The following is a 24,524-nucleotide window of genomic DNA, read 5'->3' as shown; positions in this document are numbered from 1 at the left end:
GTCAGCGCAGCTCGCGGTAGCGCAGCGGCTCGGCCACGTTCTTCACTTGGGCGCGCTGCTCGGGGCCGAAGCGAGCCTCGTCACCCAGCGCGGCCACGAAGGCGTCCATGCACAGGATCTGGTCGCGCGTGGCCACGCCTTGCAGGCGCGCCGTGTTGTTCATGCCCGAGCTGAAGCCCGTGTAGTCCTCGTCGGGGCCGAACAGGCCCACGAAGAGCCGGCAGTAGTTGAGGCCCGTGGCCACGCCGATGGGCAGCTCCATGCCCGCGAGCGCCGGCAGCTCCACCCCGTCGTTCAGGGTGCGCGTGTAGTCTCGAATGCGCTCCGCCGCGTCGGCCGCGCTCTTGCAGGCCGCGGCTGGTGACAGCTCGTGGAAGGGCGGGCCCCACAGCGCGATGATGCAGTCGCCCACCATCTTGTCGAAGACGCCGCCCGTCTCCCACACGATGTCCACCACGCGCTTGCTCCAGGTGTTGACCAGCGCGCCGATGAGCGCGGGCTCGCCCAGCACCTGCTCGCTGATGCGCGTGAAGCCCGAGATGTCGCAGTAGAGGATGGCCACGTCCTGCTCGCGCGGCACCAGGTAGCGCTCCACGTAGCCCTCTTCGTGCAGCAGGCGGCGCACGGTGTCGGCCGGGAAGCACAGCGACAGGTGCTTCCACTCGCGGTTGAAGTCCACCACGCGCTGACGCAGCGCATCCGCGAAGCGCTCCAGCAGGTCGCGGTCGTAGGTGTTGAACTCGCCGCGCGCGCTGGTGACCACCACGCGGCCCAGCACGCGCTCGTCGCGCACGCCGGTGATGAGCACCTCCTCGCGGAAGGTCTGGATGCCGAAGCGGTCGAGCAGGCCGCGCGAGCGCCCGCGGATCATCTCGGTGGCGTCCGTGCGGATGAAGTCGTCCACGTCCATGTCGTCCGGCGTGCGCGAGTCGTGCGTGAGCACACCGTTCTGGATGATCTTGTAGTTCAGGCTCGCGCCGCGCAGGTCATCCTCCTGGCGGAACACCAGCAGCATGTCCTCGAAGGGCACGCTGCGCTGCAGCACGGCGATGGCCTTGCGGATGCCGTCGTCCAGCACGGGCTCCTTCAGCGCGTCGCTGGTGGCCCGCAGGATGTGGAGCTTCTGGCGAGACTGCGCGATGGAGGCCAGGTAGTTGTCGAGCTCCTCGCACCAGGTGTCCAAGAGGTCCTGCGCCACGTCGCACGCGGCGTCGTCGAGCGCCCCGTCGAACCACAGCGCGGCGGCGCCGAAGCTCTCGCCCGCCACGTCCACGCGCTGGCCCACCACGCTGCCCTGAACCGTCACGTCGCGGTAGGTGTCGCTGGTCACCGCCGCGTGCACCACGTCGGCGGCCTCTGCGGGCACGGTGTCCACACCGAAGCAGAAGTCACGCAGCTCGAGGTTTTCGTCGTAGGTCCGGATCCACGCGCAGCGAGCGCCCGTGCGCCCGAGCAGGAGCGGCGCCACGCGCAGCAGCGTCTGCTCGAGCGGGAGCCGGTCGCGCAGGGCGGCCTCGATGGCGTTGTCGGTCTCGGCGTTGAGCGCGCGCAGGGCCTCGAGGTGCTGGACGCGCGCTTCGAGCTCACGAATTCGGACAGAGAGGTCGGTCACGCGCCAACGATACCGCGTCTGCGCGCGCGTGTGTCCGCCACGCGACGTGCTGGGCTACACTCGCCGACGATGGCCCCCACGAACGACCCGATCAGTCAGCACCTCTTCGTCCCGCGAGTGCTGTGGCTCGCGCTCATGATGTCCAACGTCATGGTCTTCTTCGTGATCACGCAGACGGTGCCGGTCCCCGAGGCGCCCTTCGACCCGCTGTACTTCCTTGTGTTCGGCGTCGCCTCGCTCGCCACCGGTGCGGTGCACCTGGTCTTTCCGGCGCGCATGAAGAAGCAGATCGTGGCGGGCACCAAGCTCGAGACCACCGAGGCCGTGGACCCCAACGCGAGCGTCATCTTCCGCGAAGCCGCGCCGCGCATCCGCGTGTTCGTCGACGAGCGCGCGGTGGCGGCGGCGGGCGGGCGCGTGCTGCAGACCCCGTTCATCGTGGGCATGGCGCTGGCCGAGTCCATCGGGCTCAATGGCACGGTGCTCGTCGCGCTGGGCTGCCCCCTCGCGCAGGCCGTCGCGTTCCCTGCCATCGCGGCGCTGCTGATGGCGCGCCTGTTCCCCACGCGCAAGTCGCTGCTTGCGCCGCTCGAGGCGCACTACGGTGCACGCCTGGTGAGCGATCAGCCCGCGAAGAGCCAGTAGCCCACGCCAGCGGCCACCACCACCAGCGCGATGAAGCCGGCAATCAAGCCGGCCGAGCCGGCCGCGGGGCTGCTGCTCGTGCTGCCGCTGCTGGCGGGTGCGGCCGGCGCGGTGTTCGGGTCCTTGGTCTGCGAGTCGTCGTCCCAGCCGTCGCGCTCCACGGCGGGAGGCGCCGAGGCGGCGGCGCCACCGTTCGACTTCTTCACCGGACTCGCGAACTCCGAGATGACCTGGAAGGTCTGCGTGACGGTCTCGGGCCCCGCCACGCGGCGCAGCGCGTCGCCCGTGACGTCGGCCACCACCGCGGTGATGTTGTCGCTGCCGCCACGCTCGTTGGCCATGTCCACGAGGCGCTGCGTGATGACGTCCACGCTGTCGCGCGACTTGAGGACCTCGGCCAGGTCGGTGTCGTTGAGGTGCCCCGTCACGCCATCCGAGCAGATGAGCAGGCGGTCGCCGCGGCGCAGCTCGAGCCGGCCGAGGGCCACCTGCACGTCTTCCTTCTGGCCCATGCTCTGCAGGATGATGCTGCTGAACGCCGAGTGCGCGGCGTCTTGTTCCTTGATGAGGCCCGCATCGAGCAGCACCTGCACGTAGCTCTGGTCGCGCGTCATCTGACGCAGCCGGCCCTCGCGCAGCAGGTAGGCCCGCGAGTCACCCACCGAGGCGATGTGCGCGTGGGTGTCGCGCACCAGCACGGCGGTCAGCGTGGCGCCCATGCCCGCGCGGCCCGGCTCGCGGCCGGCCTCGTGCACCTCACGGTTGGCGCGCTCCACGGCCTCCTTGAGGATGTCGTCCGGGGAGCTGTGGCTCTCGGCGCGCAGCGACTGGTCCAGCGACTGCACCACCATGGCGCTGGCGATCTCGCCCGCCTGGGAGCCGCCCATGCCGTCGGACACGCCCACCAGGGCGCCCTGCGGCCCGACCTCGAGCTCCACCAGCTCGCCGTTGCCGACCTGGACGTCGGCGCGGGCCAGGTCCAGGGCGATGTAGGCGTCCTCGTTGTGGCCACGAACCCGTCCGACATCGGTCCTGGCCGAGAGTGTGATCTTCAGTCCGCTCATGGTTGATAGGTGAACAGAAGTATCATGGAACGGCGGCGCAGTGGAATCGTTCGTCGACCGTCAGGGGAGGGGGCGCCGCCGCCGTGCCACGAGCGCGAGCGCCGCGAGCGCGAGCGAGGCCATCCCAGCCAGACCCCGAGAGGGCTGCCCTGCCTGGCAGGTGTCCCGGGACGGCCGCAGCGTGATGGCGCCATCGCGGGCCAAGCGCTCGTCGATCAGCGCGCTCTGGTCTTGCATCACCACACCGCTTCCGGCCGTGGCCAGCTGGGTGGCTTTGCGCATGGCAGGCAGGTCCACGCCCGCCGTGTACGGCCAGCGGAAGCCCTCGCCGCGCACCTGCTCGCCGTTCGGGAGCCGCGCCAGCCACGGCGCCGTTTGAAACGAGTGGTCCGGGCTGCAGAAGATCACGCGGTCCGCCATGTGCACGTTGTTCACGCTGGGCAGCCCCGGGTTGAAGTCGAACGTCGGGTCGAGGGTCATCTCGCTGGCGCTCAGCGTGGTGTAGAGGCGGGTCACGTAGGCGCTCCCGTCGAACAGCGCCTGCGTGGCGCGCATGGGCGCGATGACCTGCGCCTCGAGGGAGGCCAGCAGCGCCTGCCGCTGGGTCTCGTCCATGGAGACGACCTCGGGGATGGCGCTCGCGTCGCAGGAGAACTGGCACTGCGCGATGAGGGCCTGCGCGTCGACCTCCTCCACGAACCACGGCGCGATGACCTCGGCGAGCCCGTCCCAGCCGACGTACTGGTTGATCAGGTTGGCGATCAGGGTGCGACTGCTGGGCTCAACCAGGATGGCCGCGATGGTGGGCTCCTCGACCGCGCGGAAGACTGCTCCCCGGTAGACGCCGTCGCTCGGCACCGCGTGCTCGGTCACGAAGCCCTGGCCGCCGGCTTCGTTCGCCGCCATCGTGACCACGTCGTTGTAGTTCGGGGCCCCCAGCGTCCAGTCCAGCACCGCCTCGTTCAGCTCGAGCGACAGGTAGTTGGTGGGGACCGCACGGCTGGGCCCCAGCACCCATACCAGCACACCCATGTCGTCCTCCGCCGCCACAGCGGTGGGCCGGATGGGCACCATGGGGCAGCTGGCCGCGTAGCGAATACGGATGGGGCGGATGGTGCCGGCGGAGTTGCCCTTCGTGAGCCGGAACGCGATCAGGTTCATGCCCATCAGCAAGTAGGATCCGAGCGAGCTGCCACCCAGGCTGTCCACGTCGTAGCCGTTGTCGCCCAGCCACGCGATCGCCACGTCACCCGGGCGCTCGGTGGAAGGGTCCAGCTGGATGACCTCGTACTCGTAGGGGCCCACGTTGCCGGCGGCCACCACGGTCACGGGAGGCCCGACGCCGGCATCCGCGAAGAACTGGGGCGACGTCGTCGCGAAGGTCGTTGTGGGGGAGTCACTCCGCGGCTGGCGACACACGCCGTCCACCGTGGTGTTCATCAGGTAGAGCGGGTTGCTCACCGCCATCAAGCGGTTGAACGCGAGGTCGGACGAGACCTCTACCTCCGGGATGCCGGGGACGGGCAGCACCCACGCGAAGCTCTCGGACGGGCCCGAGTACTGCACCTGGACCACCGCCGTGACCGTCCCGTCGCCGTGGTCCGCGAAGATGATGCGCTCGGCGGCCTGGTTCACCGGCGCTTGGGCCGAGCAGAAGAAGCCGCCGCACGCGCGCGCGGGCGCAGGCGCCACGACCCACGCCGATGCGACCGAGGTCAGCAGGCTGGTGATGAAGACGAGACGTGACGACATGGCGCTCTCCCCCCGTGACGAACTCGCCGGGTTGCCCGCCCAGCATGACACACACCTGCGCGAGGTGGGTAGGCGGTACCCGTGAACGCGAGAGGGCCAGCCTTGCGGCCAGCCCTCGTCACGAATTCAGGGGTGAGACGAGCTCAGACGCGCTCGAGCACTGCCGCCGCGCCGAGGCCGCCTGCGGCGCAGATGCCCAGCACGGCGGTCTCCTTGCCGGTCGCGGCCAGCTCGTTGGCCAGTGTGGTGACGATGCGCGCGCCGGTGGCCCCGAAGGGGTGACCGATGGCGATGGACCCGCCGTGCACGTTGAACTTGGCGTCGTCGATGGTGCCCACGGCCGTGCTGCGGCCCAGGCGCTCTTCGGCGAAGGCCTTGCTCTCCATGGCCTTGGTGACGCTGAGCACCTGCGCCGCGAACGCCTCGTGGATGTCCACGAGATCCACGTCGCCCAGCTCGAGGCCGGCACGCTCGAGGGCGCGCGGCATGGCGATGGCGGGCCCGATGAGGAGCTGGTCCGTCGGGTCCACGCCCACGTACGACCAGCTGCGGAATGCTGCGAGGCCCGTGAAGCCGAGGGCCTCGGCCTTCTCTTCGCTCATGAGCAGGATGCAGGAGGCGCCGTCCGTGAGGGGCGTGGCGTTGCCGGCGGTGACCGTGCCGTCCTTCGCGAACACGGGGCGCAGCTTGGCCAGCTTCTCTTCGCTGGTGTCGCCACGGATGATGGTGTCCGCGTGGACCCAGCCCTTGCTGGTCTCGACGGGGATGACCTCGGACTCGAAGCGACCCGAGCTGACGGCCGCGGCCGCCAGGCGGTGGCTGCGGGCCGCGAGGGCGTCCTGCTCCTGCCGCGTGATGCCGTTGCGGCGCGCCATCTTCTCGGCGGACTCGCCCATCACCTCACCGGTGGTGCGCTCCGCGATCTTGGGCATGGACGGCATGATGTCCGAGAGGGGCATCAGCTGCGCCAGCACGCCCAGGTAGTCCTGCATGCCCTTGGCCTTGCCGAACGCCAGCGGCGCCAGCGCGTGCACGGCCTTGTTGGGCAGGTTCACGGCCGCGTTGCTGGTGCTGTCCGAGCCGCCCGCGATGAGCACGTCGGCGTCGCCCCGCTCGATGGCGGAGACGGCGTCGGTGATGGCCTGCAGGCCCGAGGCGCAGGCGCGCGTCACGGTGTAGCCCTCGACGCCGGCCGGGAGCTTGAGGTCCAGCGCCACTTCGCGAGCGATGTTGGGCGAGAGGGTGGGCAGCAGCACGCCGCCCCACACGATGCCGTCCAGCTCGGAGCGCGGCACCTGCGTCTTGTCCAGCAGGGCCTTGGTGGCCACGCCGGCGAGCGCGATGGTGTCGAGCAACATGAACTCACCGAAGGCGCGCACGAAGGGAGTGCGCACGCCGCCGATGATGACCGCGCGGCGTCCCTTGGGGATCTCGCCGGTGGTGCTGAGGATCTTCTTTCCGGACGAGGCCGGCTTCTTCTTGGCTGCCATGATCATGCTCCCACTAGTGCGCCGCCGCAGACGCGCAGCACGCTTCCGGTGATGCCCACGGCACCCGGGGTTGAAAGGAAAGTGATGGCCTGCCCCACGTCCTCGGGGTGGCCGCCTTGGCCGAGCGCGCTCAAGCGACGAGCGCCCTCACGAATACCGACCGGCATGGCGCTGGTGAGGCGCGTCTCGATGAAGCCGGGCGCGATGGCGTTGACCGTGACGCCGCGCGCCGCCAGCTGCGGGGCCAGGCTCTCGACGAAGCCCACGATGCCCGCCTTGCTGGCCGAGTAGTTGGTCTGGCCGCGGTTGCCGGCGATGCCCGACACGCTGCTCAGGCAGACCACGCGACCGCCGTCGTTGAGCACGCCGTTGGCGACGAGCTTCTCGGTGATGCGGATGACCGCGCCGAGGTTCACGTCCACGGCCATGTCCCACAGCTGCGGCTTCATGTTGGCGAGCAGCTTGTCGCGCGTGATGCCGGCGTTGTGGATCACGATGTCCACGCCGCCGAAGCGCTCGTTGAGCTCCTTGCAGATGAGCTCGGGCGCGTCCGGGTCGGTGATGTCCGCCAGCAGCACGGAGCCGCCGATGGAGCGCGCCACCTTGCTGAGGGGCTCGTCGTCACGCGGCAGGTCGAGGCACACCACGTGGGCGCCCTCGGCCGCCATGATGCGCGCCGTGGACTCGCCGATGCCGCGCGCGGCGCCGGTGAGCAGCACGATCTTGCCCTCGAGGGGCTGCGTGGTGGGGGCCTCGCTGCCCTTCGCGTCGTTGCTGATGTTGAACGGCTGGCAGGTCACGAAGGCCGAGCGCGGCGAGAGCAGGAAGCGCAGCGTGGCGTCCAGGCGACCCTCGGCCCCCTTCTCCACGAACACGCTGTTGGCGGTGGAGCCACCTTCGCCCACTTCCTTGCCGAGGCTGCGCGTGAAGCCCTCGAGGCCCGCGGCGGCGGCGGCTTCGCTGTGCGTGCCGGCCAGCGCGGCCGGACGGCCGATGACCACGCAGCGGCCACCCTTCTTCAGGCGGCGCATGTACGGCATGAAGAACTCGTAGAGCCCCTTGAGGTCATCGGGCCCGCGCACGCCGGTGGCGTCGTAGACGATGGCGTCCACCTTCACGTCCTCCGGCGCCTCGCCGGGGGCGACCACACGCACCGGGCGGCCCCAGGCCTCACCCGCGCGGCGGAATGGCTTCGCGTCGTCTTCGTCGCCGAACACCACGGACTCGGCGCCCATCTTGGCCAGCGAGCTGGCGAGCGTGTCGCGCAGCGCCGAGTGACCGCCCACCAGGACCACCTTGCCTTCGAGCGGACGCTCTTCGTAGGGGCCCTTGGCGCGGCGCAGCCGCTCCGGCACGGGGAGGGGGAGGCCCAGCGTCTTGATGAGCTTGCGGGCTTGCTCGTTGTCGAGGAGGAGGTCGCTCATGGTCTTCCGTATCCGTGATTCGCGGGTTGTTCGAGTTCAGCGAGTGGTGAAGGTGCCGACCAGGTTGGCCGGGCCGCCCTTCGCGGAGCCGACGAAGATCTCGTCGCCGCGAACGTAGAGCCCCACCTTCGCGGGGAGTACCAAGGGCCGCGTGAAGCGCACGTCAATGGTGGCGAGGCGCGACGGGTCACCGGCGAAGAGCGCGCGGTTCATGCCCTCGATGGCGCGGGCCAGCGTGGCGAAGCCGTGCAGGATGACGTTCTTGAAGCCTGCGGCGCGCGCGGCCGGCGGGATCCAGTGGATGGGGTTGAAGTCCCCCGTGAGCTTGGCGAAGTCGAGGCCCGCCGAGACGGGGATGTTCCAGAACGCGATCTCGCGGGCGTCCTCGGGCACGCGCGGGGGCGGCGCCTTCTTCTTGGGTGCGCCACCCGCGGGCTTCTCGTCCTTCTTGCTGCTGAGCGGGACGAACGCGTAGACGTGCGTGACCACGGCGTCGGGCTGCGCGGCCGTGCCGGTGACCGCGCGCTGGTGGATGATGGCGCGCTTGCCGTCGTCGTCGATGCCCTCGAGGCGGCAGCTCACGTTGAGCGCTTCGTTGAGGGCCAGCGGCGCGTTGAACTCGATGCGGCAGCCGCCGTTGAGCACCTTCTGGAGCGGGTAGTTCACGTCCTCGAGGCCGCGCGCCTGGAGCGGGAAGACCCACTGCGGGAAGAGGTGCGCCGGCACCTGGTTGCGGTACGCCGAGGGGTCCCCACCCACGTTGCGGATGTAGTCCTGCACCAAGTCGGCCGGGCGCGGCGGGATGCGCTCGCGCAGCTCACGGCCGGGGATCTGCGTGGGCGCGCTGCCACCACTGGTCTTCTTGCGACTCTTCACCGCCGCCATGGCCGCGCGTCCGAGCGCGCCGAGCACGGGGCCTTGATGAAGCACGTAACGGGTCGATACCCCCATGGGTCACTCCTGTGGTTCGCGATACGGCGGAGGACCTGCCGCTCGCTTGAGGGGTTGTCTACCATTCGGTAGAGACGGGCGCAAGGCGAGGCTCTCCGGGTGGCGAGACGGTGGCGGGATCGATCGGAGGGCGAGGGGCACCCGGGTCCGCGGGGGCGGTCGCGCAGGCGCTCCCTCTGGTTGACCTCCCCCATTTCGGCGCGCCCGGAGGGCGCTTGAAATAGGGCCCCCCCAAGCCCCGCTCGACCCGGGCGCCCCTCGCCCTCCGCGGCGACGTGGTGTGCGCGTGGGGCCTCGACTTGGGCCCTGGGGGGAGACCGACGAGGGCTCGACTGGGCTCAGCTGGGGCCCACTCCGTCCAGGGGGCTGGGACCACGAGCGGGCCGAGGCGGCGGTGCTCGCGAAACAACGGACCGACGTCGAGGCGGAGCGCGTCTACCACCGCGTGTTCGAGCAGTACTCGGCGTGCTCGCCGCCGTTGGCACCAGGCCGCGTCGATATAGTGGACCCTGCGTGGCTGACCCAGAGCGTCAGCCTGTCTCTGACGCCGGACGAACTCTGCACGGCTGCGCTGGCATGCAGGGTGGCCGCGTTGGAGTTCGCGTCGTCCATGTCGGAGTTCGCGATCATCTCTCCAGCGTTTCGCCTCGGGCGACTGCCTACAATCGAGGAACTCGAGAGTTTGGCACGGCAGTTGGAGCACCGAGCGGACTCTCGTTGACCGCGCGCGATCACGGGTCTCCCGCTCTCGGAGCTGACGGCCTGGCTGAATAGCCGCGCGGCGTTCTCTCCTCGGTTCGTGTTCAAGGGAGCCATGGAGGACGCGCAGGTCATTGCGCGCCCGTACACCGAGGTGCTCGAGCGGGAGCTCTGGACGGATGGCGCCTCCGGCTAGCGAGACACGCGGCGTCGCAGCTCGGCGAGCGCGTCGAGGATGTCGTCCTCACCGAGTCCCTCTGCGATCGCTTCCACCATGCTGGTGATGTCGTCGAGGCTGGCGCCGGCCTTGACGAGCGCCTTGGCGTCTTCGAGGTCGTTCTCCCGTCCAGCGAGGAGCTTCATCACTACGAGGTCTTCGGCGAGCGGTGTGGGGACCTTTGTGGTTCCCACGAGGAGGACCTCAGCGCGCGCGAGGAAGTGTTCTTCGATTCCTGGCGTACCCAACACGACGTCCACGGGCATGTGGGTTGCGGCGTGCGCCACGGGCAGCACGCGTGTCCGCGCGACGAAGTCGTCGTCAGCGGGGACTCGCAGGGGGAGACCACGCGCGGCAAGCGCCGACACGAGCTGCGCGGTGCGCGTTGCTCCGAGGAACACGGTGACGTCGACATCGGCAGTGAGGCGTCGCGAGCCGCGCAGGAGAGCGGCCTGCGCTCCGAAGAGGTACCAGCGCACACCGAGGTCATCGAGCGTCCGCGCGAGGTCCGCGAGGACGCGCTCAGCGTCGGAAGACATGCGCCAAGCGGTCGAGCTTTGCGGCGAGCTCGAGGTGGTGGGCCAGGTCCTCGGCGCGCTGGGCTTCGTCGGGCCACGAAGGGTCCACCGCGCGGGCGTGTTCCCAGAGGGCGGCGCCCGCTCGTAGTCCGGCGAGGGGGCCGCGGGTGGCGTGGTCGTCGGCCCAGAATTGTTCCTTCGCGCGGCGCACGCTGGCCCAGTCGCGGTCGCGGAAGGCGCGCAGGGCGGCGGGGTCGAAGGGGCTGGTCATGTGGGGTCAGGATAGCTCACGCGACGCTCGGGTTCGACAGCCTCACCCCAGCGCGTCGATCATCTCTCGGCTGATCAGGCAGACCCCACCCGGGGTGCGCTCGAAGCGGCGGGCGTCTAGCTCGGGGTCTTCGCCCACGATGAGGCCTTCGGGGATGTCTACGCCGCGGTCGACGATGACTCTCGAGAGGCGGGCGCGGCGGCCGATGTTGACCTCGGGGAGGATGACGGCTTGGTCGAGCCAGGCGTAGGAGTTCACGCGCGACTGGGTGGAGAGGAGGGAGCGGCGCACTTCGGCGCCGGAGACGACGACGCCTTCGGAGACCACGCTGTCCACGGCCATGCCGCGGCGGCCCACGTCGTCGAAGACGAACTTGGCGGGGGGGAGCTGTGAGCCCTGGGTGAAGATGCGCCAGTTGGGGTCGTAGAGGTCCAGCTCGGGGGTGACGCTGGTGAGGTCGAGGCTGGCCTCCCAGTAGGCGTCCAGCGTCCCGACGTCGCGCCAGTAGGAGCCGTGCTCTTCGCCGCTGCGCTGGCAGCTCTTGGTGAACTCGTGGGCGTAGAGCTTGGCGCTGTTGACGAAGCGCGGGATGAAGTCGCGCCCGAAGTCGTGGGTGGAGCCCTCGTCCATGGCGTCGCGCACGAGCGAGTCGTACAGGAACTCGGCCGTGCACACGTAGATGCCCATGCTGGCGAGCGACACGTCGGGGCGGCCCGGCATGCAGGGCGGGTTCTCCGGCTTCTCGAGGAAGCTGATGATGCGGCCGGTGGCGTCCGTGTCCATGACGCCGAACTCGCGCGCCTGATGCCGGGGCACCTCCACGCAGGCCACCGAGCAGTCCGCGCCGCGGGCCACGTGCTCCTCGATCATGGCGCCGTAGTCCATCTTGTAGATGTGGTCGCCGGCCAGGATGACCACGTACTCGGGGCCCTCGGCGCGCAGGATGTCCAGGTTCTGCCAGACGGCGTCGGCGGTGCCGCGGTACCACATGGACTCGTCCACGCGCTGCTGCGCGGGCAGGAGGTCCACGAATTCGTTCACCTCGGCGCGCAGGAACGACCAGCCACGCTGGATGTGGCGCAGGAGGCTGTGCGACTTGTACTGCGTGAGCACGTAGATGCGGCGCAGCCCGGAGTTCAGGCAGTTGGACAGCGCGAAGTCCACGATGCGGTACTTGCCGCCGAAGTGGACGGCCGGCTTGGCGCGGCGGTCCGTGAGCTGCTTGAGGCGCGAGCCGCGACCCCCCGACAGGACGAGCGCCACCGAGCGTGAGGCGAGTCTGCGGTTGTCTCCGTTGCGTGACATGCGTGTTTCCCGTTCGTACAAGCCGCGATCCGCACAGGACAGCGGGCGCGCGAGAGATATAGTCCGTCTCCGCCCCCGGGCGCCACTCTTCGGCTGGAGCTCCCCCCGCATGACGCCATCTCGCCTTCGCTCGTCCATTGCCCCCGCCGACGCCGCCGACCACTCTCGGGTGGGCATGGAGCCCGACGCCCTCGAGCGCGCGGTGCTGGACCACCTCTACTACACGTGCGCCAAGGACCGCGACTCGGCCACCACGAAGGACCTGTACACCGCCATGGCCCACGCCATGCGGGACCGCCTGCTGCACCGCTGGCTGGCCACGCGGCGCACGTACCGCACGCACGACGTGAAGCGCGCCTATTACCTGTCGGCGGAGTTCCTGCTGGGGCGCGCCATGAGCCAGAACCTGCATGGCCTCGGGCTCTACGCCACCGCGGAGCGCATGCTGGGTGACGCGGGCGTGAAGCTTGCCGACGTGCTGGAAGAAGAGCCCGACCCGGGCCTGGGCAACGGCGGCCTCGGGCGCCTGGCGGCCTGCTTCCTGGATTCGTTGGCGGCCCTCGAGCTGCCCGGCTTCGGCTACGGCATTCGCTACGAGTACGGCATCTTCGAGCAGACCATCGTGGACGGGCGCCAGGTGGAGCGCGCCGACTCCTGGCTGCGCGAGGGCAACCCCTGGGAGATCCCGCGCCACGAGCTGGCCGTGCCCGTGAACTTCTACGGCCGCGTGGAGCAGCACCACGACGACGCCGGGCGCGTGTGTCACCGCTGGGTGGACACCCAGACCGTGGTGGGTGTGCCCTACGACCTGCCGGTGGCGGGCTACGCCAACGACACGGTGAACACGCTGCGGCTCTGGTCGGCGCGCGCGTCCAACGAGTTCAACCTCGAGGTGTTCAACGCGGGCGACTTCCGCCGCGCCGTGGAGGAGAAGGCGCTGTCCGAGGCCATCAGCCGCGTGCTCTACCCGGCGGACCACTCGGCCGAGGGCCGCGAGCTGCGCCTCAAGCAGCAGTACTTCTTCTGCGCCTGCGCCATCCACGACATCGTGCGCCGCTTCCAAGAGACGCACAGCGACCTGCGGCTCTTGCCCGACAAGGCCGCCATCCAGCTGAACGACACGCACCCGTCCATCGCCATCGCCGAGCTCATGCGGCTGCTGCTGGACCGCGAGCACCTGGGCTGGGACGTGGCCTGGGACATCACGCAGCGCACGTTCGCGTACACCAACCACACGCTCATGCCGGAGGCCCTCGAGAAGTGGCCCGTGGCCATGTTCGAGCGGCTGCTGCCGCGGCACCTCGAGATCCTCTACGAGATCAACCACCGCATGCTGCGCCGCGTGCACCTGCACGCGCCCACGGACAACGCGCTCAAGGCGCGCATGTCGCTGATCGAAGAGCACCCCGAGCGGCAGGTGCGCATGGCCCACCTGGCGGTGGTGGGCAGCCACAGCGTGAACGGCGTGGCCGAGCTGCACTCGGAGCTCGTGAAGACGCGCCTGCTGCCGGACTTCGCTCTGCTCTGGCCCGAGCGCTTCAACAACAAGACCAACGGCGTGTCCCCGCGGCGCTGGCTGATGGTGCCCAACCCGGAGCTGTGCGCGCTGTTCGACCGCAGCGTGGGGCCGGCATGGGCGGGCGACCTGCGCAAGCTGCGCGAGCTCGAGGCCGTGCCCGACCAGGGCGCGCTGCTGGACGAGCTGGGCCGCATCAAGCGGCTGCACAAGCAGCAGCTCTCGCAGCACCTGCACGCCACGAGCGGCCTCGGCTTCGACCCGGACTCCATGCTGGTGGCGCAGATCAAGCGCATCCACGAGTACAAGCGGCAGCTCATGAACGCGCTGCACATCATCGCGCTCTACCAGCGGCTCAAGCGCGACCCGAGCGTGGGTGACCCTTCACGCACCTTCTTGGTCGCGGGCAAGGCGGCGCCCGGCTACCTGCGCGCCAAGCACCTGATCAAGCTCACCAACGACATCGCCTCCATCGTCAACGAGGACCCCGCCACGCGTGACCGCCTGCGCGTGCTGTTCGTGCCCAACTACTCGGTCACGCTGGCCGAGCACATCATCCCGGCGGCCGACGTGTCGCTGCAGATCTCGCTGGCCGGCACCGAGGCCTCGGGCACCGGGAACATGAAGCTGGCCATGAACGGCGCGCTCACCGTGGGCACGCTCGACGGCGCCAACATCGAGATCCGCGACGCGGTGGGCGCCGACAACTTCTTCCTGTTCGGCATGGACACCGACGAGGTGGGCACGCGCCGCGCCGCCGGCTATGTGCCGCAGCGCTTCATCGACGCGAGCCCCGTGCTGCGTGACGCCCTCGCGCTGCTGGCTGCTGGCTGCTTCTCGCCCGACGAGCCCACGCGCTACCACGACATCGTGAACGACCTGCGCCACCACGACGAGTACATGACCTGCGCCGACTTCGACGACTACGTGCGCTGCCACGACGAGGTGGCCCGCGTGTGGCAAGACCGCACCCGCTGGCAGCAGATGAGCCTTGCCAACATCGCCCGCATGGGCGGCTTCTCCAGCGACGAGACCATTCGGCGCTACGCCGACGAGATCTGGGGCGTGGCCAGCATCCACGTGGAGCTCGGCCCCGAGCGCCAGTGAGTCCGTCTGCCGTCCGGCGTGTATCCTCGCCGGAATGCGCAGCCGCCCCGATCTGAGCGTGTATCTCACCCCGACGCACGTGTGCCCCGGCGAGCGGCAGCGGGCGCGGGTGGTGCTCACCAGCCGCAGCGAGACGCCCTTCGACGGCATCGACGTGGTGCTGGTGGGCAAGGAGTCTCGCTACAAGTCCACGACGAGCAACGGGAACAACTCCACACGGCACTACCACCGGCGCGAGATCCTACGGCTGGGGATGCGCTTCCCCGCGGGCGTCCTCACGCCCGGCACGTGGGAGCGCGAGGTCACCTTCGACATCCCGCGTGACGCGCCGCCGTCGTATCGCAGCACGCTCGCCACCATCGTCTACGAGCTGGAGGTACACGTGCACATCCCGTGGTGGCCGGACCGCCGCGAGCGCTACGCCGTGACCGTGGAGACGCTGGCGGTGGACCCGGGGCCGCCGCGTCCGCAGATCTTCACCACGCAGGCGGGCGAGGTGCGCGGCGATGCCCCGGTGTTGGAGCTGTCGCTCGAGGATGACCGGCTGCGCCTCGGCGGCAGCCTGGCCGGCGCGGTGGCCATCACGGGCCTGCGCGGACGGCGGCTGCGGCGCATCGAGCTGGCCTGCGTGACCGTGGAGACGGCGCTCGTGAAGAGCGGCGCGGGCCCGCGCGACGTGGACCGCCGCACGTGGATCCTCCATGACGGCACCCCCACGGAGGGCGCGGCCATCCCGTTCCGCTTGGCCATCCCGAAGGAAGTCCCGGCGGGCTTTCGGTCCCCGTTCATCCAAGTGGAGCACGCCATCGAGGCGGTGGCGGTGGTGGCGCTGGGTAAGGACATCGCGCTGCGGGTGCGCGCGCAGGCGCTGCGCTCGGCGGCGGCTCGCCCCGGCGCGCCCGTCCCACTGATTGGCAGCGCCCGTCACCTGGGCGTGTGGCAGGCCGCGGTGGAGCAGGTGCGGCTCACGGGGGTGGGCGGCGTGAAGGACTTGCACTTCGACCCCACCGAGGGCGCGGCCAGCTTCGCCGTGGGTGATGTGGCGGTGACCGTGGTGGAGGAACAAGGCGCGGTGCGAAAGCGGCGTGAGCGCCCCGGCGTGGCAGGTGGCGTGCCGTTGTCCGACAGCGGCCCATGCTTGGTGGCCGAGCTCACGTGGCCTTCGCTCGGTCTCGACCTGCGCCTGGCCGAGCGGCGCTGGACGGACTTCGGCCCGAAGCTTCCGGCCTTCGATGCCGGGCTGACCAAGCGCTTCACGCTCCAGGCCCGCGAGCCCGAGCAGGCCGCCCGCTTCCTGGACACTCCCCTGCGCGATGCCGTGCTGGCCTTCGACGAGGCCGGCCTCGACGACGCGGGGGCGGTGGTGCTGCGGCGCGGGGGAGTCTACAAGGTGGATGGCCTGGTGCGCTTCCTGGCCCAGGCGCATCACCTGGCCACGCAGGTCGCGCGCGCCACGGCCGTCATCCCGCCGCCCGCCGGGTTGGTGGCCACCGCCGACGCGTGGCGCAGCTTCGCCGCAAGCCGCAGTGCACGGCTGCGCCCCGGCGACCTCGCGCTGGTGGACTGGTCCCTGCGCGGGGTGCCGCTCACGCTGACCCGCCGCTTCGAGGCGGAGCGGGTGGTCGCGAGCGAGCTGGGCACCAGCCTCCCCGTGGGCGCGGACGCCGCCACCTGGCAGGACGTGCTCGCGAAGGCCACGGGCTGCGCCAGCTTCGTCGAGGCAGGGCAGGTGGGCGTCACGCTGCCGGAGCTCACGGATCCGCGCGCGCTCCTGACCACCGCCGAGGCGTTCACCATCGCGGTGGGCCAGCTGCTGGGTGGGGAAATCAGCCCCTACCGCTGACCGTGCGAGTTTCCGCTAACCCCGGGGGCGCTTGCACCGTAGAACTGGCCGATGGCGTTTGCCTCGTCCCCGCCAGAGCCACTGACATCCGTCTCGGTCGACCACTCCGTGGGTGCCTGGAACAACGTCCTCATCGCCTACTTTCCCGACCGCGTCACGGTGGCGGCGCTGGCGGCCGTGCACGACGCCAACCTGGCCCTGCGCGCGAGCTACCCCGCGGGCACCACCACGCTGAGCATTCTGCGCGCTGGGATGCCCATGCCACGGCCGGATGCGCGCGCCTTCGCTGCCAAGATCGGCCGCGAAGCCACCACCCACCTGCGGGGTGAGTGCATCATCATCAACGGGCATCCGCTCTGGGCGCGCACGGCGCGCGCGGTGCTCTACAGCATCGAACTGGTGGTCACGCCGCTGCACCCGCGAGCGGTGTTCGAGTCGGTGGAACAAGCCTACCCGTGGGCCTTGGGTAAGGCAGGCCATCTGCTGAGCGAGACGCCCGCGCTGCACCATGCGACCAGCGCGGTCATCGCCGCCAACCACAGCTTGCGTTGACCGAGCTCGCCAGGCGCCGAGCGCGTCAGTCGGCGCAGCCCACGGTGACCTGCGCCACGCCGGCGGGCGGTGGCGTGAGCGTCGCTGCGAAGGCGTCTGCTGCCTCGCGGGTCTCGAACATCACCGACACCGCGTGGGAGTCCGGCGCAGCGCCTAGCGCCTCGGCAGCCCCGGCGTCGCACGACAGCTCACCCACCGACACCTGGATGGACCGCTCGCGGAGAGGCGCGGCGGCCTCCTCGAGGGCGGGCGAGCCGGCCTCGGCCACCACCACGTACACCCCGAAGAGCGACGCGCCGTGGGAGGGCGCCACCTCACCCACCGCGGTGGTCTGTGACATGGACTCGCTGCCCGAGGTCGACTCTTCTTCGCCCTCCGCGGTGCCGGAGTCCCCGCACGCGGCGAGGGCAAGGAGCAGGGAGGTCATGGTGGCGAGGCGGAGAGAGTGGCTCATGGGGCGCGAGGGTACACCCACGTCCTCGGTCTGGGAAAGTGCGTGAGCGTGCGAATTCCGTGACGGAATGCGCCGCACGGACCGAGCTACCCTGAGCCCTCATGCCCCGAGCGAAACGAAGCGAACGCGCCCCCACGGAGGTGAGCGAGGCCCAATGGATGGTGCTCGGGGTGGCGGCGCCCCTGGTCGCCATGAACGACCTGCCCCCCGCGCGCTTCGGCGGCTATCGGGTGGGGGAGCCGAGCGCCACGCATCAGATGGCGGGGCTCTCCATGCTGCCGCGCGCCGAAGGACGGCAGCGCATCGAGAAGATGCTCGCTCGGGGAGGCGCCGACGAGCCCGCGTGGTGCTTGGGCCGGGCCGCGGCGTGGGCGTCCTTTGCCTATGCGGCCCGCCTCTTCGAGGCACCGGACGCGTGGGGCTACATGGTCCGGGCCGCGCGCAGCGTTCAGGCCGCGTACGCCGGGTGGGAAGACTTCGCGGCGGCCTATGCGGCGTCGCGCGTGGCGTTCCGGGGCAAGACGGGCGAGCCCAAGGGCTACGAGACAAAGCTCTTCGCCAAGCTCTTGCGGGACCCCGAGTCGCCGTGGGTTCGGGCCCGCTTCGGGGTGTCCCTCGCGGATGACCTGCCACCGCCCGTCGAAGCGCCGCGCACGCTGCGCGTCCGTGGCAGCGCGGCCCTGCACGCGGCGCTCGCGGCGGCGCAACCGGGAGACCACCTGCTGCTCGCTGCGGGTGAGTACGCGGGGCCGTTCGAGCTCGGGGCCGACATCACCCTCACGGCGGCGCGGGTCTCCGCCGCGGTGCTCTCGGGGCCGGTCGTGGTCGACGACGCGGGCGTCTTGCTGGACGGCGTGGTGCTGCGGGGCGGCGGCCTGGTCGCACGTGGCGAGGCGGTGGTGCACCTGCGGCGCTGCCGCGTCGACGGGGGCCGTGTCGGGATCATCGTGTCGGGCAAGGACACGCACCTGTTCGCCACCGATGTGCGGGTCGAGTCACCCGACGAGTACGGGGTCATCGTCGACCGCAGCGCGTATGCCGAGCTCGAGCGGGTGCGCGTGCGCGGGGGGAAGAACAGCGCCGTCTCCGTCGAGGCCAAGGCCAAGGTCCGGCTGCGCGACGTGGACTTGGGAGGAGCAGGCGAGGCTGGCCTCCAGGTGCATTCCGCCACGGCGACCCTCGAGGGGGGGCTCATCGCACGGACGGGATACTCGGCGCTCCTGGTCAGGGCCAAGGCGCGGGTGAGCGTCACGGGGGCTCGCTTCGAGCGATCGGCGCAGTCGCTGGTGGCGGTGCGCGACGGCTCCGATGTGGTGCTGGAGGACTGTATGCTCCGGCGCGCGAAGGTGGCGGGCATCGACGTTGGGGGCAGCGGGTCACGGGTGGTGGCGCGGCGCTGCCGGGTCGAGGAGGTGCACAGCAGTGGGGTGGTGGTGGCCGCAGGCAGCGCGTCGCTCCACGAGTGTGTCTTCGCGGGCGCCCGCTACGACGCCATCACGGTCCGCGAAGGGGGGCGCGTGACGGTGTGGGGAGGGGAGCTGCGTGACGCGCGCGGCGCTGGGCTGAGCGTCGCGGCGGCATCCCACCGCGGCCCAGCTGCGATCCTGGAGGTGGGCACGGGCGTGCGGATCGAAGCGAAGGCGGGCGCGGGGCTCGAGCGCGTGCGGGTGAGCGCGCGGGAGACGTCGGTCACGATGCGTCTGGGTCGCTCGCCATGCTCTGGAGTGCACGCTCGTGGGGCGCGCGGGCGCAGCTCGAGGTCCAAGGTGGGCGTGTCTCCGCCTTGCGCATGCTTCCCTGGACGTCGTCGACATCGGGGTGGCGACGGCGGGAGACGCGCGGGTCGCGCTGCACGAGTGTCATCTGAGCGGAGGAGAGCTGCTGGTGCTCGCCGAGGGCGAGTCCTTGGTGCGTGCCGTGCAGTCACAGCTCCTGGGCAGCTCGTTGGCCGCCGTGTCGGCGCAGCCCGGTGAGGTCCACCTCGAGCGCTGCGTGGTGCGCGGCCGCGGCAATGGCGTGGAAGCGGTGGGGGGCCGCCTCGTGCTCGCCGACACGGTGGTGGAGGTCGCCGACGCAGCCATCTCGGCGTCGGACGCGGGCGTGGTCGAGGCCCAGGGCGGACGCTACTTCGGTGAGCGGGCCGACCTTCGAGGCCGACCCCGGCGCGACGGTGCGCGTGGAGGGGCGAAGGTCCCTGCCGGGAAGAAGGGCCTCATGAGCGGCGACGTGATCATGACGGGCTGCCCTGAAGGGCGCGCGGACGTTCACGAGGGCGAGCCGTGCTCGCCAGCCGCTGCCGGCGCTCCCCTTCCTGCCCTGTGGGAGGACCACTTCTGCGCGTTGGTCAGCGGACCCTGAGCGCGTTCCTCGCCCCGTGCCCGGAAGCGCTGGCGAGTACGAAGACGCCAAACGGGCACGGTGTCGGCTGGCTGGTGGAGCGCATCGCGGCGGCGGAGTCCTCAGGGTGTCCACACCGACCCCGAGGCGGACGGCTGCACCATCTCTCCGCGGACTTCGGCGTGCTGCGGCAGGTGCTCAAGAGCCTGGCCTTGATGCTGGCGCGACCCTGCGCGCCTCCGTGCGCTGGCCGCCAGCCACCCGAGTGAGGCCGACCAGGTGGCTCTGGCCTTGCGGACTTCCGCCCGCAGCCCCGATTCTGAGGTGTGTCCTCGCGGCACCCACACCACCAACGCCGCGCGGGGCCCGTAGGCGGGCCCACGTTGTTCCTAGCGTTCACGTTGGCCGCGCTGCTGCGGGAGCCCCGCGCGGGCACGCGCACAGGCCCCGTGTGACCGCGACGCCCTGCTCGCTGCCGCAGCCACGCTCACGCCGCGCGATGTTCGCGTGCCGCCTCACAGCGAGCGCAGTCGCCAGGTGCTTGCGGGTCAGCGACGGAGGGGTGGTGCTCGGGACGCCCGTCGCGGTGTCTCTGCCCGGGGCAGCCTGCGCCCTGGCGGTCACGTTCCGGCACACCATCGTGCGCAGCGAGACGTGTGGGTACGACGTGCACTACGAGCCGCTCGAGCTGACCGGCGTGGCCATCCTGCGCCGCTCGGGGCGCCGCTTCCGCACCGTCGCCGCGGGGCACTTCGTCATGCGTGACCTCGGCGCGCTGAGCGCGAACGAGGACGGGACGTTGATGCTGCTGCACGGCCAGCAGCTGCTGCTGCGAGGTGGCCGCCTGGCGCTGACCAACGAGTTCCCGCTGCGCTGATCACGCGAGGGGCCAGTGCACTGCTTCCACGTGGGCGTGGGCGTGGGCGTTGTCGGCGACGGCGACGGCGACGGGTTCTTGCAGGCGCTCGCCGGACCAGGATTCCTGTCCGCGAGAGCCCGCTGAGGACTGCGGTAAGTCGCGCCGCCGCCGAAGGGCTCGTCAGATGGCGTTGTTCGTCGTCCGTCGTCGTCGCCGTCGCCGTCAAGGACAACGACAACGACAACGACAACGTCAGTCGTTGCGGATGCCGTCCCAGCCGTCGTCTTCTTCCTCGTCGTCCTCGTCGTCCTCTTCCTCTTCGCCGTCTTCCTCTTCGCCGTCGTCCTCTTCGCCGTCTTCCTCTTCGCCGTCGTCCTCCTCCTCTTCCTCTTCGCCCTCCTCCTCCTCTTCCTCACCCTCGCCGTCGTTCTCCCCCTGAGGGTCCACCTGCCAGGCCTCCACCAGCATCGCGAGCACGGTCTCCTCCTCCTCGGTGTCCACGCCCACGATGTCTTGCACGGCGCTCACGATGGACGCGAGCACCCGCGCCGGGACGTACTCCGCAAAGACCGCCACGCTCTCCTCGAACGCGTCATCCTGCTTCTCGATGCGCTTGCTGGCCTTGCGCAACACCTTCTCGGCGTCGAGCGCGATGCCCAGCCCTTCGTGCACGCGTTCCAGCACCGTCACGATGCCGGTGAGCTCGTCGTCGTCCACCTCGCCGTCCGAGGCCGCGGCGAACAGCAGGATCAACGCCAGGCGCGTCTCGAACGGGATGTCGCCCATGGCGTCGCGCATGGTGGCGAAGTCCTCGTCGCTCATCGCGGCCAGCTCGCTGTCCACCTCTTCGATCAACGACTCCTCGTCATCCTCCCAGGTGCTCTCGTCGATCTCGGGCTCCTCCACGCGCCGAATGATCCAGCTGTCGCCGTCGTTGAAGCGCGAGTTCATCAAGTACGCATATGGGATGTAGCAGTAGCCCTGGTCGCCCCACTCGTCGCCCCACGAGTTGCGCACGATGAAGACCTGGTCGCGGTCCGAGTAGCCCACGCACAGCATGGCGTGCCCGCCGTGGTCTTCGCGGGACGCCTCTCGCGGTGACGGCGCGGGCACCATGCCCGGGCGGCGGTGCGCGTCGAAGCTCTCGTACAGGTTCAGGCCGAAGACGATCGGGTGCCCCTCGGCCAGCGCCGCCTTCCACGCCTCGAGGCGTGTGGGCACCTGCGCCACGTCTTCCACCAAGAACCCACTGGCCTCCTCGAAGGCGTCTCCCGAGGGGGCGTCGTTCACGATGTCCTCATCGAACGGCCAGGTCTCTTCGGAGCACGCGCCGTACTGCTTGAGCGCCTCGATGGCGGCGCCGATCATGGTCCCGCCGTCCTCGAGCTCCGGCTCGTCGGCCGGGTCCACCTCGTCGGCGATCGCGCGCGCCACGTAGTAGATGAAGAGCCGGCTCACGTCGTAGGCGTCGTCCTGACGGTGCTGCTTGACCAGGTACTCGTAGGCGCCCGCCACCGCGTTCGCCACACAGCTGCTGGTGGCGCTCTGGTTCTCGACGGGCGTCATGTGCTGGCGCAGGTCCACGCGCTTGGGCAGCGTGGCCGCGCTCACGCGTGAGGCGCTGAAGCGCTTGCCCTGCCAGGCGCGGTTGGGCTTCTTGTAGCCAGAGAGCTTGCGAAGGGTTCCGTCGGGGCGTTCGTAGAAGTGGTTGGTCACGAGCGCGAGACTACTCAGTTCGCGTGCCGCCCACGTACCAATTTGGTGCCCATGGTGGATTCTCTCCTTAACTACTCCTCGCTGGGCAGCCCGACCTGGCGCCGGCGGTGCAGCCGCAGCGTGTGGGGGGCGATGTCCATGCCCACGCCCGAGGTGCAGCGCTGCCCCTTGGGGACGAAGCCCACCTCGGTGTCCAGCACTAGCTGCCAGTCGGGTTCGCCCAGCTCTTGCGGGATGACGTACGAGACCGGCGCGCTGCCCGCGTTGAAGAACAGGTAGAAGCTGTCGTCCGTGAGCCGCTCGCCACGCGGGCCGGGGGCGGGCAGGGCCTCGCCGTTCAGGAACACGCCCAGTGAGCGCGCGAAGGCCACCTGCCAGTCGTGCTCGCTCATGGGTCCGCCGTCGGGCTTGAACCAGCCGATGTCCGAGAGGTCCGACGAGTGCACCTGGACGCCCTCGAACCAGCGACGGCGCCGGAAGATGGGGTGGCGGCGGCGCAGGCGGATCAGGCGTCGGCAGAACTCCTCGAGCTCCGCGTCCTTCTTCGCCCAGTCCACCCAGGAGAGCGCGTTGTCCTGGCAGTAGGCGTTGTTGTTGCCCTGCTGGGTGCGCCCGAATTCATCGCCGGCCAGCAGCATGGGCACGCCCTGCGAGAGGAACAGCGTGACCAGGAAGTTGCGGGTCTGACGCCTGCGCAGCGCGAGGATGACCGGGTCGTCCGTGTCGCCCTCGGCGCCGCAGTTCCAGCTGCGGTTGTAGGACTCGCCGTCGCGGTTGTGCTCGCCGTTCGCCAGGTTGTGCTTGTCCTGATGGCTCACCAGGTCGCGCAGCGTGAAGCCGTCGTGGCACGTCACGAAGTTGATGCTGGCGTGGGGGCTGCGCCCGCCCGACGCGTAGAGGTCGCTGCTGCCCGTGAAGCGGAACGCGAACTCGCCGAGGGTGCGCTCGGCGCCGCGCCAGAAGTCGCGCACGGTGTCGCGGTACTGCCCGTTCCACTCCGACCACAGCGGCGGGAAGTTGCCCACCTGGTAGCCGCCCTCGCCCACGTCCCAGGGCTCGGCGATGAGCTTCACCTGGCTGATGACGGGGTCCTGCTGGATCAGGTCGAAGAACGCCGACAGCCGGTCCACCTCGTGCAGCTCGCGCGCCAGCGCCGAGGCCAGGTCGAAGCGGAAGCCGTCCACGTGCATCTCGGACACCCAGTAGCGCAGCGAGTCCATGATCAGCTGCAGCACGTGGGGGTGCCGCATGTTCATGCTGTTGCCGCAGCCGGTGTAGTCGATGTAGCGCTCGCTGTCCGGGGCCAGGCGGTAGTAGGCCGCGTTGTCGAGCCCGCGGAAGCACAGCGTGGGCCCGTTGTGGTCGCCCTCGCCCGTGTGGTTGTAGACCACGTCCAGGATCACCTCGATGCCCGCCTCGTGCAGGCTGCGCACCATGGCCTTGAACTCGGCCACCTGGCCGCCGCCGTCGCCCGCGCTGCTGAACTCGCCGTGCGGCGCGAAGTAGCCGACCGAGTTGTAGCCCCAGTAGTTGCGCAGGCCGAGCTGCGCCAGGCGGTGGTCGTGCACGTACTGATGCACCGGCATGAGCTCGATGGCCGTGACCCCCAGCATGGCGTAGTGCTTCAGCATCACCGGGTGGGCGAGCCCGGCATAGGTGCCGCGCAGGGCCTCCGGCACGCCCGGGTGGGTCATGGTCAGGCCACGCACGTGGGCCTCGTAGATCACCGTGTCGTGCCAGCTGGTGCGCGGCCGGCGATCGTCGCCCCACACGAAATAGGGGTTCACCACGATGGAGCGGGGGACGTGGGCGGCGCTGTCGGCGCTCTGCCGGCCGGCGTGCAGCGGGTGGGAGAAGACGTGCTCGCTCCAGTGCACCTCGCCTTGGATGGCCCGCGCGTATGGGTCCAGCAGCAGCTTGGTGGGGTCTGCCCGCAGGCCGCGCTTCGGGTCGTACTCACCGTGCACCCGGAAGCCATAGCGCTGCCCCGCGATCACCCCCGGCAGGTAGCCGTGGAACACCCCGCCGGTGGTCTCGGGCAGCGCCACGCGGCGCTCGGTGCCCTGCTCGTCGAAGAGGCAGAGGTCCACCGAACGGGCGGAGTCGGAGAAGACCGCGAAGTTGGTCCCCGCGCCGTCGAACACCGCGCCGAGCGGGTAAGGGACTCCAGGCCACACAATCATGTCGAACCG

19 protein-coding genes are annotated in these 24,524 nt (G+C 70.3%); 7 read left to right on the top strand and 12 right to left on the bottom strand.

The window, feature by feature from the left end:
* Position 1: 1 nt before the first annotated feature.
* Positions 2-1,612 (bottom strand): hypothetical protein, encoded by a 1,611-nt coding sequence (locus tag IPI43_06105; GenBank protein ID MBK7773696.1) that lies wholly within the window; start codon positions 1,610-1,612, stop codon positions 2-4.
* A 69-nt stretch (positions 1,613-1,681) separates the two neighbouring features.
* Here IPI43_06105 and IPI43_06100 point away from each other — a divergent pair, with 69 nt between their 5' ends.
* Entirely contained in the window at positions 1,682-2,257 is a 576-nt protein-coding gene (locus IPI43_06100; GenBank protein ID MBK7773695.1) for a hypothetical protein, read from the top strand.
* On the opposite strand, the gene IPI43_06095 is transcribed toward IPI43_06100, so the two are convergent.
* From IPI43_06095 to glgC, 8 genes are all read right to left on the bottom strand, one after another.
* Positions 2,236-3,321, bottom strand: a complete 1,086-nt coding sequence (locus tag IPI43_06095; GenBank protein MBK7773694.1) for a serine/threonine-protein phosphatase — start codon at positions 3,319-3,321, stop codon at positions 2,236-2,238. The two genes, IPI43_06100 and IPI43_06095, sit on opposite strands and share 22 nt — an antisense overlap.
* 60 nt (positions 3,322-3,381) lie before the next feature.
* Positions 3,382-5,073 carry a DUF2330 domain-containing protein gene (locus tag IPI43_06090; GenBank protein MBK7773693.1) on the bottom strand — a complete coding sequence of 564 codons (1,692 nt, stop codon included), beginning with the start codon at positions 5,071-5,073 and terminating at the stop codon, positions 3,382-3,384.
* Between the two features lie 143 nt (positions 5,074-5,216).
* Entirely contained in the window at positions 5,217-6,563 is a 1,347-nt protein-coding gene (locus IPI43_06085; protein MBK7773692.1) for an acetyl-CoA C-acyltransferase, read from the bottom strand.
* Positions 6,564-6,565: 2 nt separating this feature from the next.
* Positions 6,566-7,987: a 3-oxoacyl-ACP reductase gene (locus IPI43_06080; GenBank protein ID MBK7773691.1), complete on the bottom strand. Its 1,422-nt coding sequence runs from the start codon at positions 7,985-7,987 to the stop codon at positions 6,566-6,568.
* A 36-nt stretch (positions 7,988-8,023) separates the two neighbouring features.
* Complete coding sequence (locus IPI43_06075) at positions 8,024-8,938, bottom strand: hypothetical protein (GenBank protein ID MBK7773690.1); 915 nt, start codon at positions 8,936-8,938, stop codon at positions 8,024-8,026.
* Between the two features lie 891 nt (positions 8,939-9,829).
* A complete protein-coding gene (locus tag IPI43_06070) occupies positions 9,830-10,393 on the bottom strand; it encodes a hypothetical protein (protein MBK7773689.1) in 564 nt (187 codons plus the stop codon).
* Positions 10,377-10,643, bottom strand: coding sequence for a hypothetical protein (locus IPI43_06065; GenBank protein MBK7773688.1), 267 nt, complete (start codon positions 10,641-10,643; stop codon positions 10,377-10,379). Before IPI43_06065 ends, IPI43_06070 begins: the two co-directional genes overlap by 17 nt.
* Before the next feature lie 42 nt (positions 10,644-10,685).
* On the bottom strand, positions 10,686-11,948 hold the full coding sequence (gene glgC, locus IPI43_06060; GenBank protein ID MBK7773687.1) for a glucose-1-phosphate adenylyltransferase: 1,263 nt from the start codon (positions 11,946-11,948) through the stop codon (positions 10,686-10,688).
* A 109-nt stretch (positions 11,949-12,057) separates the two neighbouring features.
* Between glgC and IPI43_06055 the strand changes: the two genes are divergently transcribed.
* From IPI43_06055 to IPI43_06045, 3 genes are all read left to right on the top strand, one after another.
* The gene (locus tag IPI43_06055; GenBank protein ID MBK7773686.1) at positions 12,058-14,571 is read left to right on the top strand and encodes a glycogen/starch/alpha-glucan phosphorylase; all 2,514 of its coding nucleotides are present in this window, start codon (positions 12,058-12,060) and stop codon (positions 14,569-14,571) included.
* A gap of 34 nt (positions 14,572-14,605) precedes the next feature.
* On the top strand, positions 14,606-16,414 hold the full coding sequence (locus tag IPI43_06050) for a hypothetical protein (protein ID MBK7773685.1): 1,809 nt from the start codon (positions 14,606-14,608) through the stop codon (positions 16,412-16,414).
* 108 nt (positions 16,415-16,522) lie between these two features.
* Positions 16,523-16,966, top strand: coding sequence for a hypothetical protein (locus IPI43_06045; protein MBK7773684.1), 444 nt, complete (start codon positions 16,523-16,525; stop codon positions 16,964-16,966).
* A gap of 25 nt (positions 16,967-16,991) precedes the next feature.
* Here the strand turns inward: IPI43_06045 and IPI43_06040 are convergent, their stop codons facing one another.
* Positions 16,992-17,420 (bottom strand): hypothetical protein, encoded by a 429-nt coding sequence (locus tag IPI43_06040; GenBank protein ID MBK7773683.1) that lies wholly within the window; start codon positions 17,418-17,420, stop codon positions 16,992-16,994.
* A 101-nt stretch (positions 17,421-17,521) separates the two neighbouring features.
* Here IPI43_06040 and IPI43_06035 point away from each other — a divergent pair, with 101 nt between their 5' ends.
* From IPI43_06035 to IPI43_06025, 3 genes are all read left to right on the top strand, one after another.
* On the top strand, positions 17,522-19,393 hold the full coding sequence (locus IPI43_06035; protein ID MBK7773682.1) for a DUF1266 domain-containing protein: 1,872 nt from the start codon (positions 17,522-17,524) through the stop codon (positions 19,391-19,393).
* On the top strand, positions 19,338-19,778 hold the full coding sequence (locus IPI43_06030) for a hypothetical protein (protein ID MBK7773681.1): 441 nt from the start codon (positions 19,338-19,340) through the stop codon (positions 19,776-19,778). The genes IPI43_06035 and IPI43_06030 overlap by 56 nt, the downstream gene beginning before the upstream one ends.
* A 544-nt stretch (positions 19,779-20,322) precedes the next feature.
* Positions 20,323-20,634 carry a hypothetical protein gene (locus IPI43_06025; GenBank protein MBK7773680.1) on the top strand — a complete coding sequence of 104 codons (312 nt, stop codon included), beginning with the start codon at positions 20,323-20,325 and terminating at the stop codon, positions 20,632-20,634.
* Between the two features lie 234 nt (positions 20,635-20,868).
* Here IPI43_06025 and IPI43_06020 read toward each other — a convergent pair whose 3' ends face one another.
* Together IPI43_06020 and glgX are read right to left on the bottom strand one after the other, a co-directional pair.
* Entirely contained in the window at positions 20,869-22,332 is a 1,464-nt protein-coding gene (locus tag IPI43_06020) for a C1 family peptidase (GenBank protein ID MBK7773679.1), read from the bottom strand.
* A 71-nt stretch (positions 22,333-22,403) separates the two neighbouring features.
* Positions 22,404-24,515: a glycogen debranching protein GlgX gene (gene glgX / locus IPI43_06015; GenBank protein MBK7773678.1), complete on the bottom strand. Its 2,112-nt coding sequence runs from the start codon at positions 24,513-24,515 to the stop codon at positions 22,404-22,406.
* Between the last annotated feature and the right edge of the window lie 9 nt (positions 24,516-24,524).

The sequence above is a fragment of the Sandaracinaceae bacterium genome, assembly GCA_016706685.1.
GTDB lineage: Bacteria > Myxococcota_A > Polyangia > Polyangiales > Houyiibacteriaceae > JADJJE01.
The sequence above is the reverse complement of the archived record's forward strand: the minus strand, read 5'-3'. Positions and strand labels throughout refer to the sequence as shown.

Excerpts from the sequence above, each read along its gene's own strand:
- IPI43_06085 (MBK7773692.1), bottom strand. The coding sequence starts at position 6,563 with ATGGCAGCCAAGAAGAAGCCGGCCTCGTCCGGAAAGAAGATCCTCAGC.
- IPI43_06075 (MBK7773690.1), bottom strand. The coding sequence starts at position 8,938 with ATGGGGGTATCGACCCGTTACGTGCTTCATCAAGGCCCCGTGCTCGGC.
- IPI43_06035 (MBK7773682.1), top strand. The coding sequence starts at position 17,522 with ATGCCCCGAGCGAAACGAAGCGAACGCGCCCCCACGGAGGTGAGCGAG.
- IPI43_06065 (MBK7773688.1), bottom strand. The coding sequence starts at position 10,643 with ATGACCAGCCCCTTCGACCCCGCCGCCCTGCGCGCCTTCCGCGACCGC.
- IPI43_06090 (MBK7773693.1), bottom strand. The coding sequence starts at position 5,073 with ATGTCGTCACGTCTCGTCTTCATCACCAGCCTGCTGACCTCGGTCGCA.
- IPI43_06040 (MBK7773683.1), bottom strand. The coding sequence starts at position 17,420 with ATGAGCCACTCTCTCCGCCTCGCCACCATGACCTCCCTGCTCCTTGCC.
- IPI43_06080 (MBK7773691.1), bottom strand. The coding sequence starts at position 7,987 with ATGAGCGACCTCCTCCTCGACAACGAGCAAGCCCGCAAGCTCATCAAG.
- IPI43_06100 (MBK7773695.1), top strand. The coding sequence starts at position 1,682 with ATGGCCCCCACGAACGACCCGATCAGTCAGCACCTCTTCGTCCCGCGA.
- IPI43_06070 (MBK7773689.1), bottom strand. The coding sequence starts at position 10,393 with ATGTCTTCCGACGCTGAGCGCGTCCTCGCGGACCTCGCGCGGACGCTC.
- IPI43_06055 (MBK7773686.1), top strand. The coding sequence starts at position 12,058 with ATGACGCCATCTCGCCTTCGCTCGTCCATTGCCCCCGCCGACGCCGCC.
- glgC (MBK7773687.1), bottom strand. The coding sequence starts at position 11,948 with ATGTCACGCAACGGAGACAACCGCAGACTCGCCTCACGCTCGGTGGCG.
- IPI43_06095 (MBK7773694.1), bottom strand. The coding sequence starts at position 3,321 with ATGAGCGGACTGAAGATCACACTCTCGGCCAGGACCGATGTCGGACGG.
- IPI43_06050 (MBK7773685.1), top strand. The coding sequence starts at position 14,606 with ATGCGCAGCCGCCCCGATCTGAGCGTGTATCTCACCCCGACGCACGTG.
- glgX (MBK7773678.1), bottom strand. The coding sequence starts at position 24,515 with ATGATTGTGTGGCCTGGAGTCCCTTACCCGCTCGGCGCGGTGTTCGAC.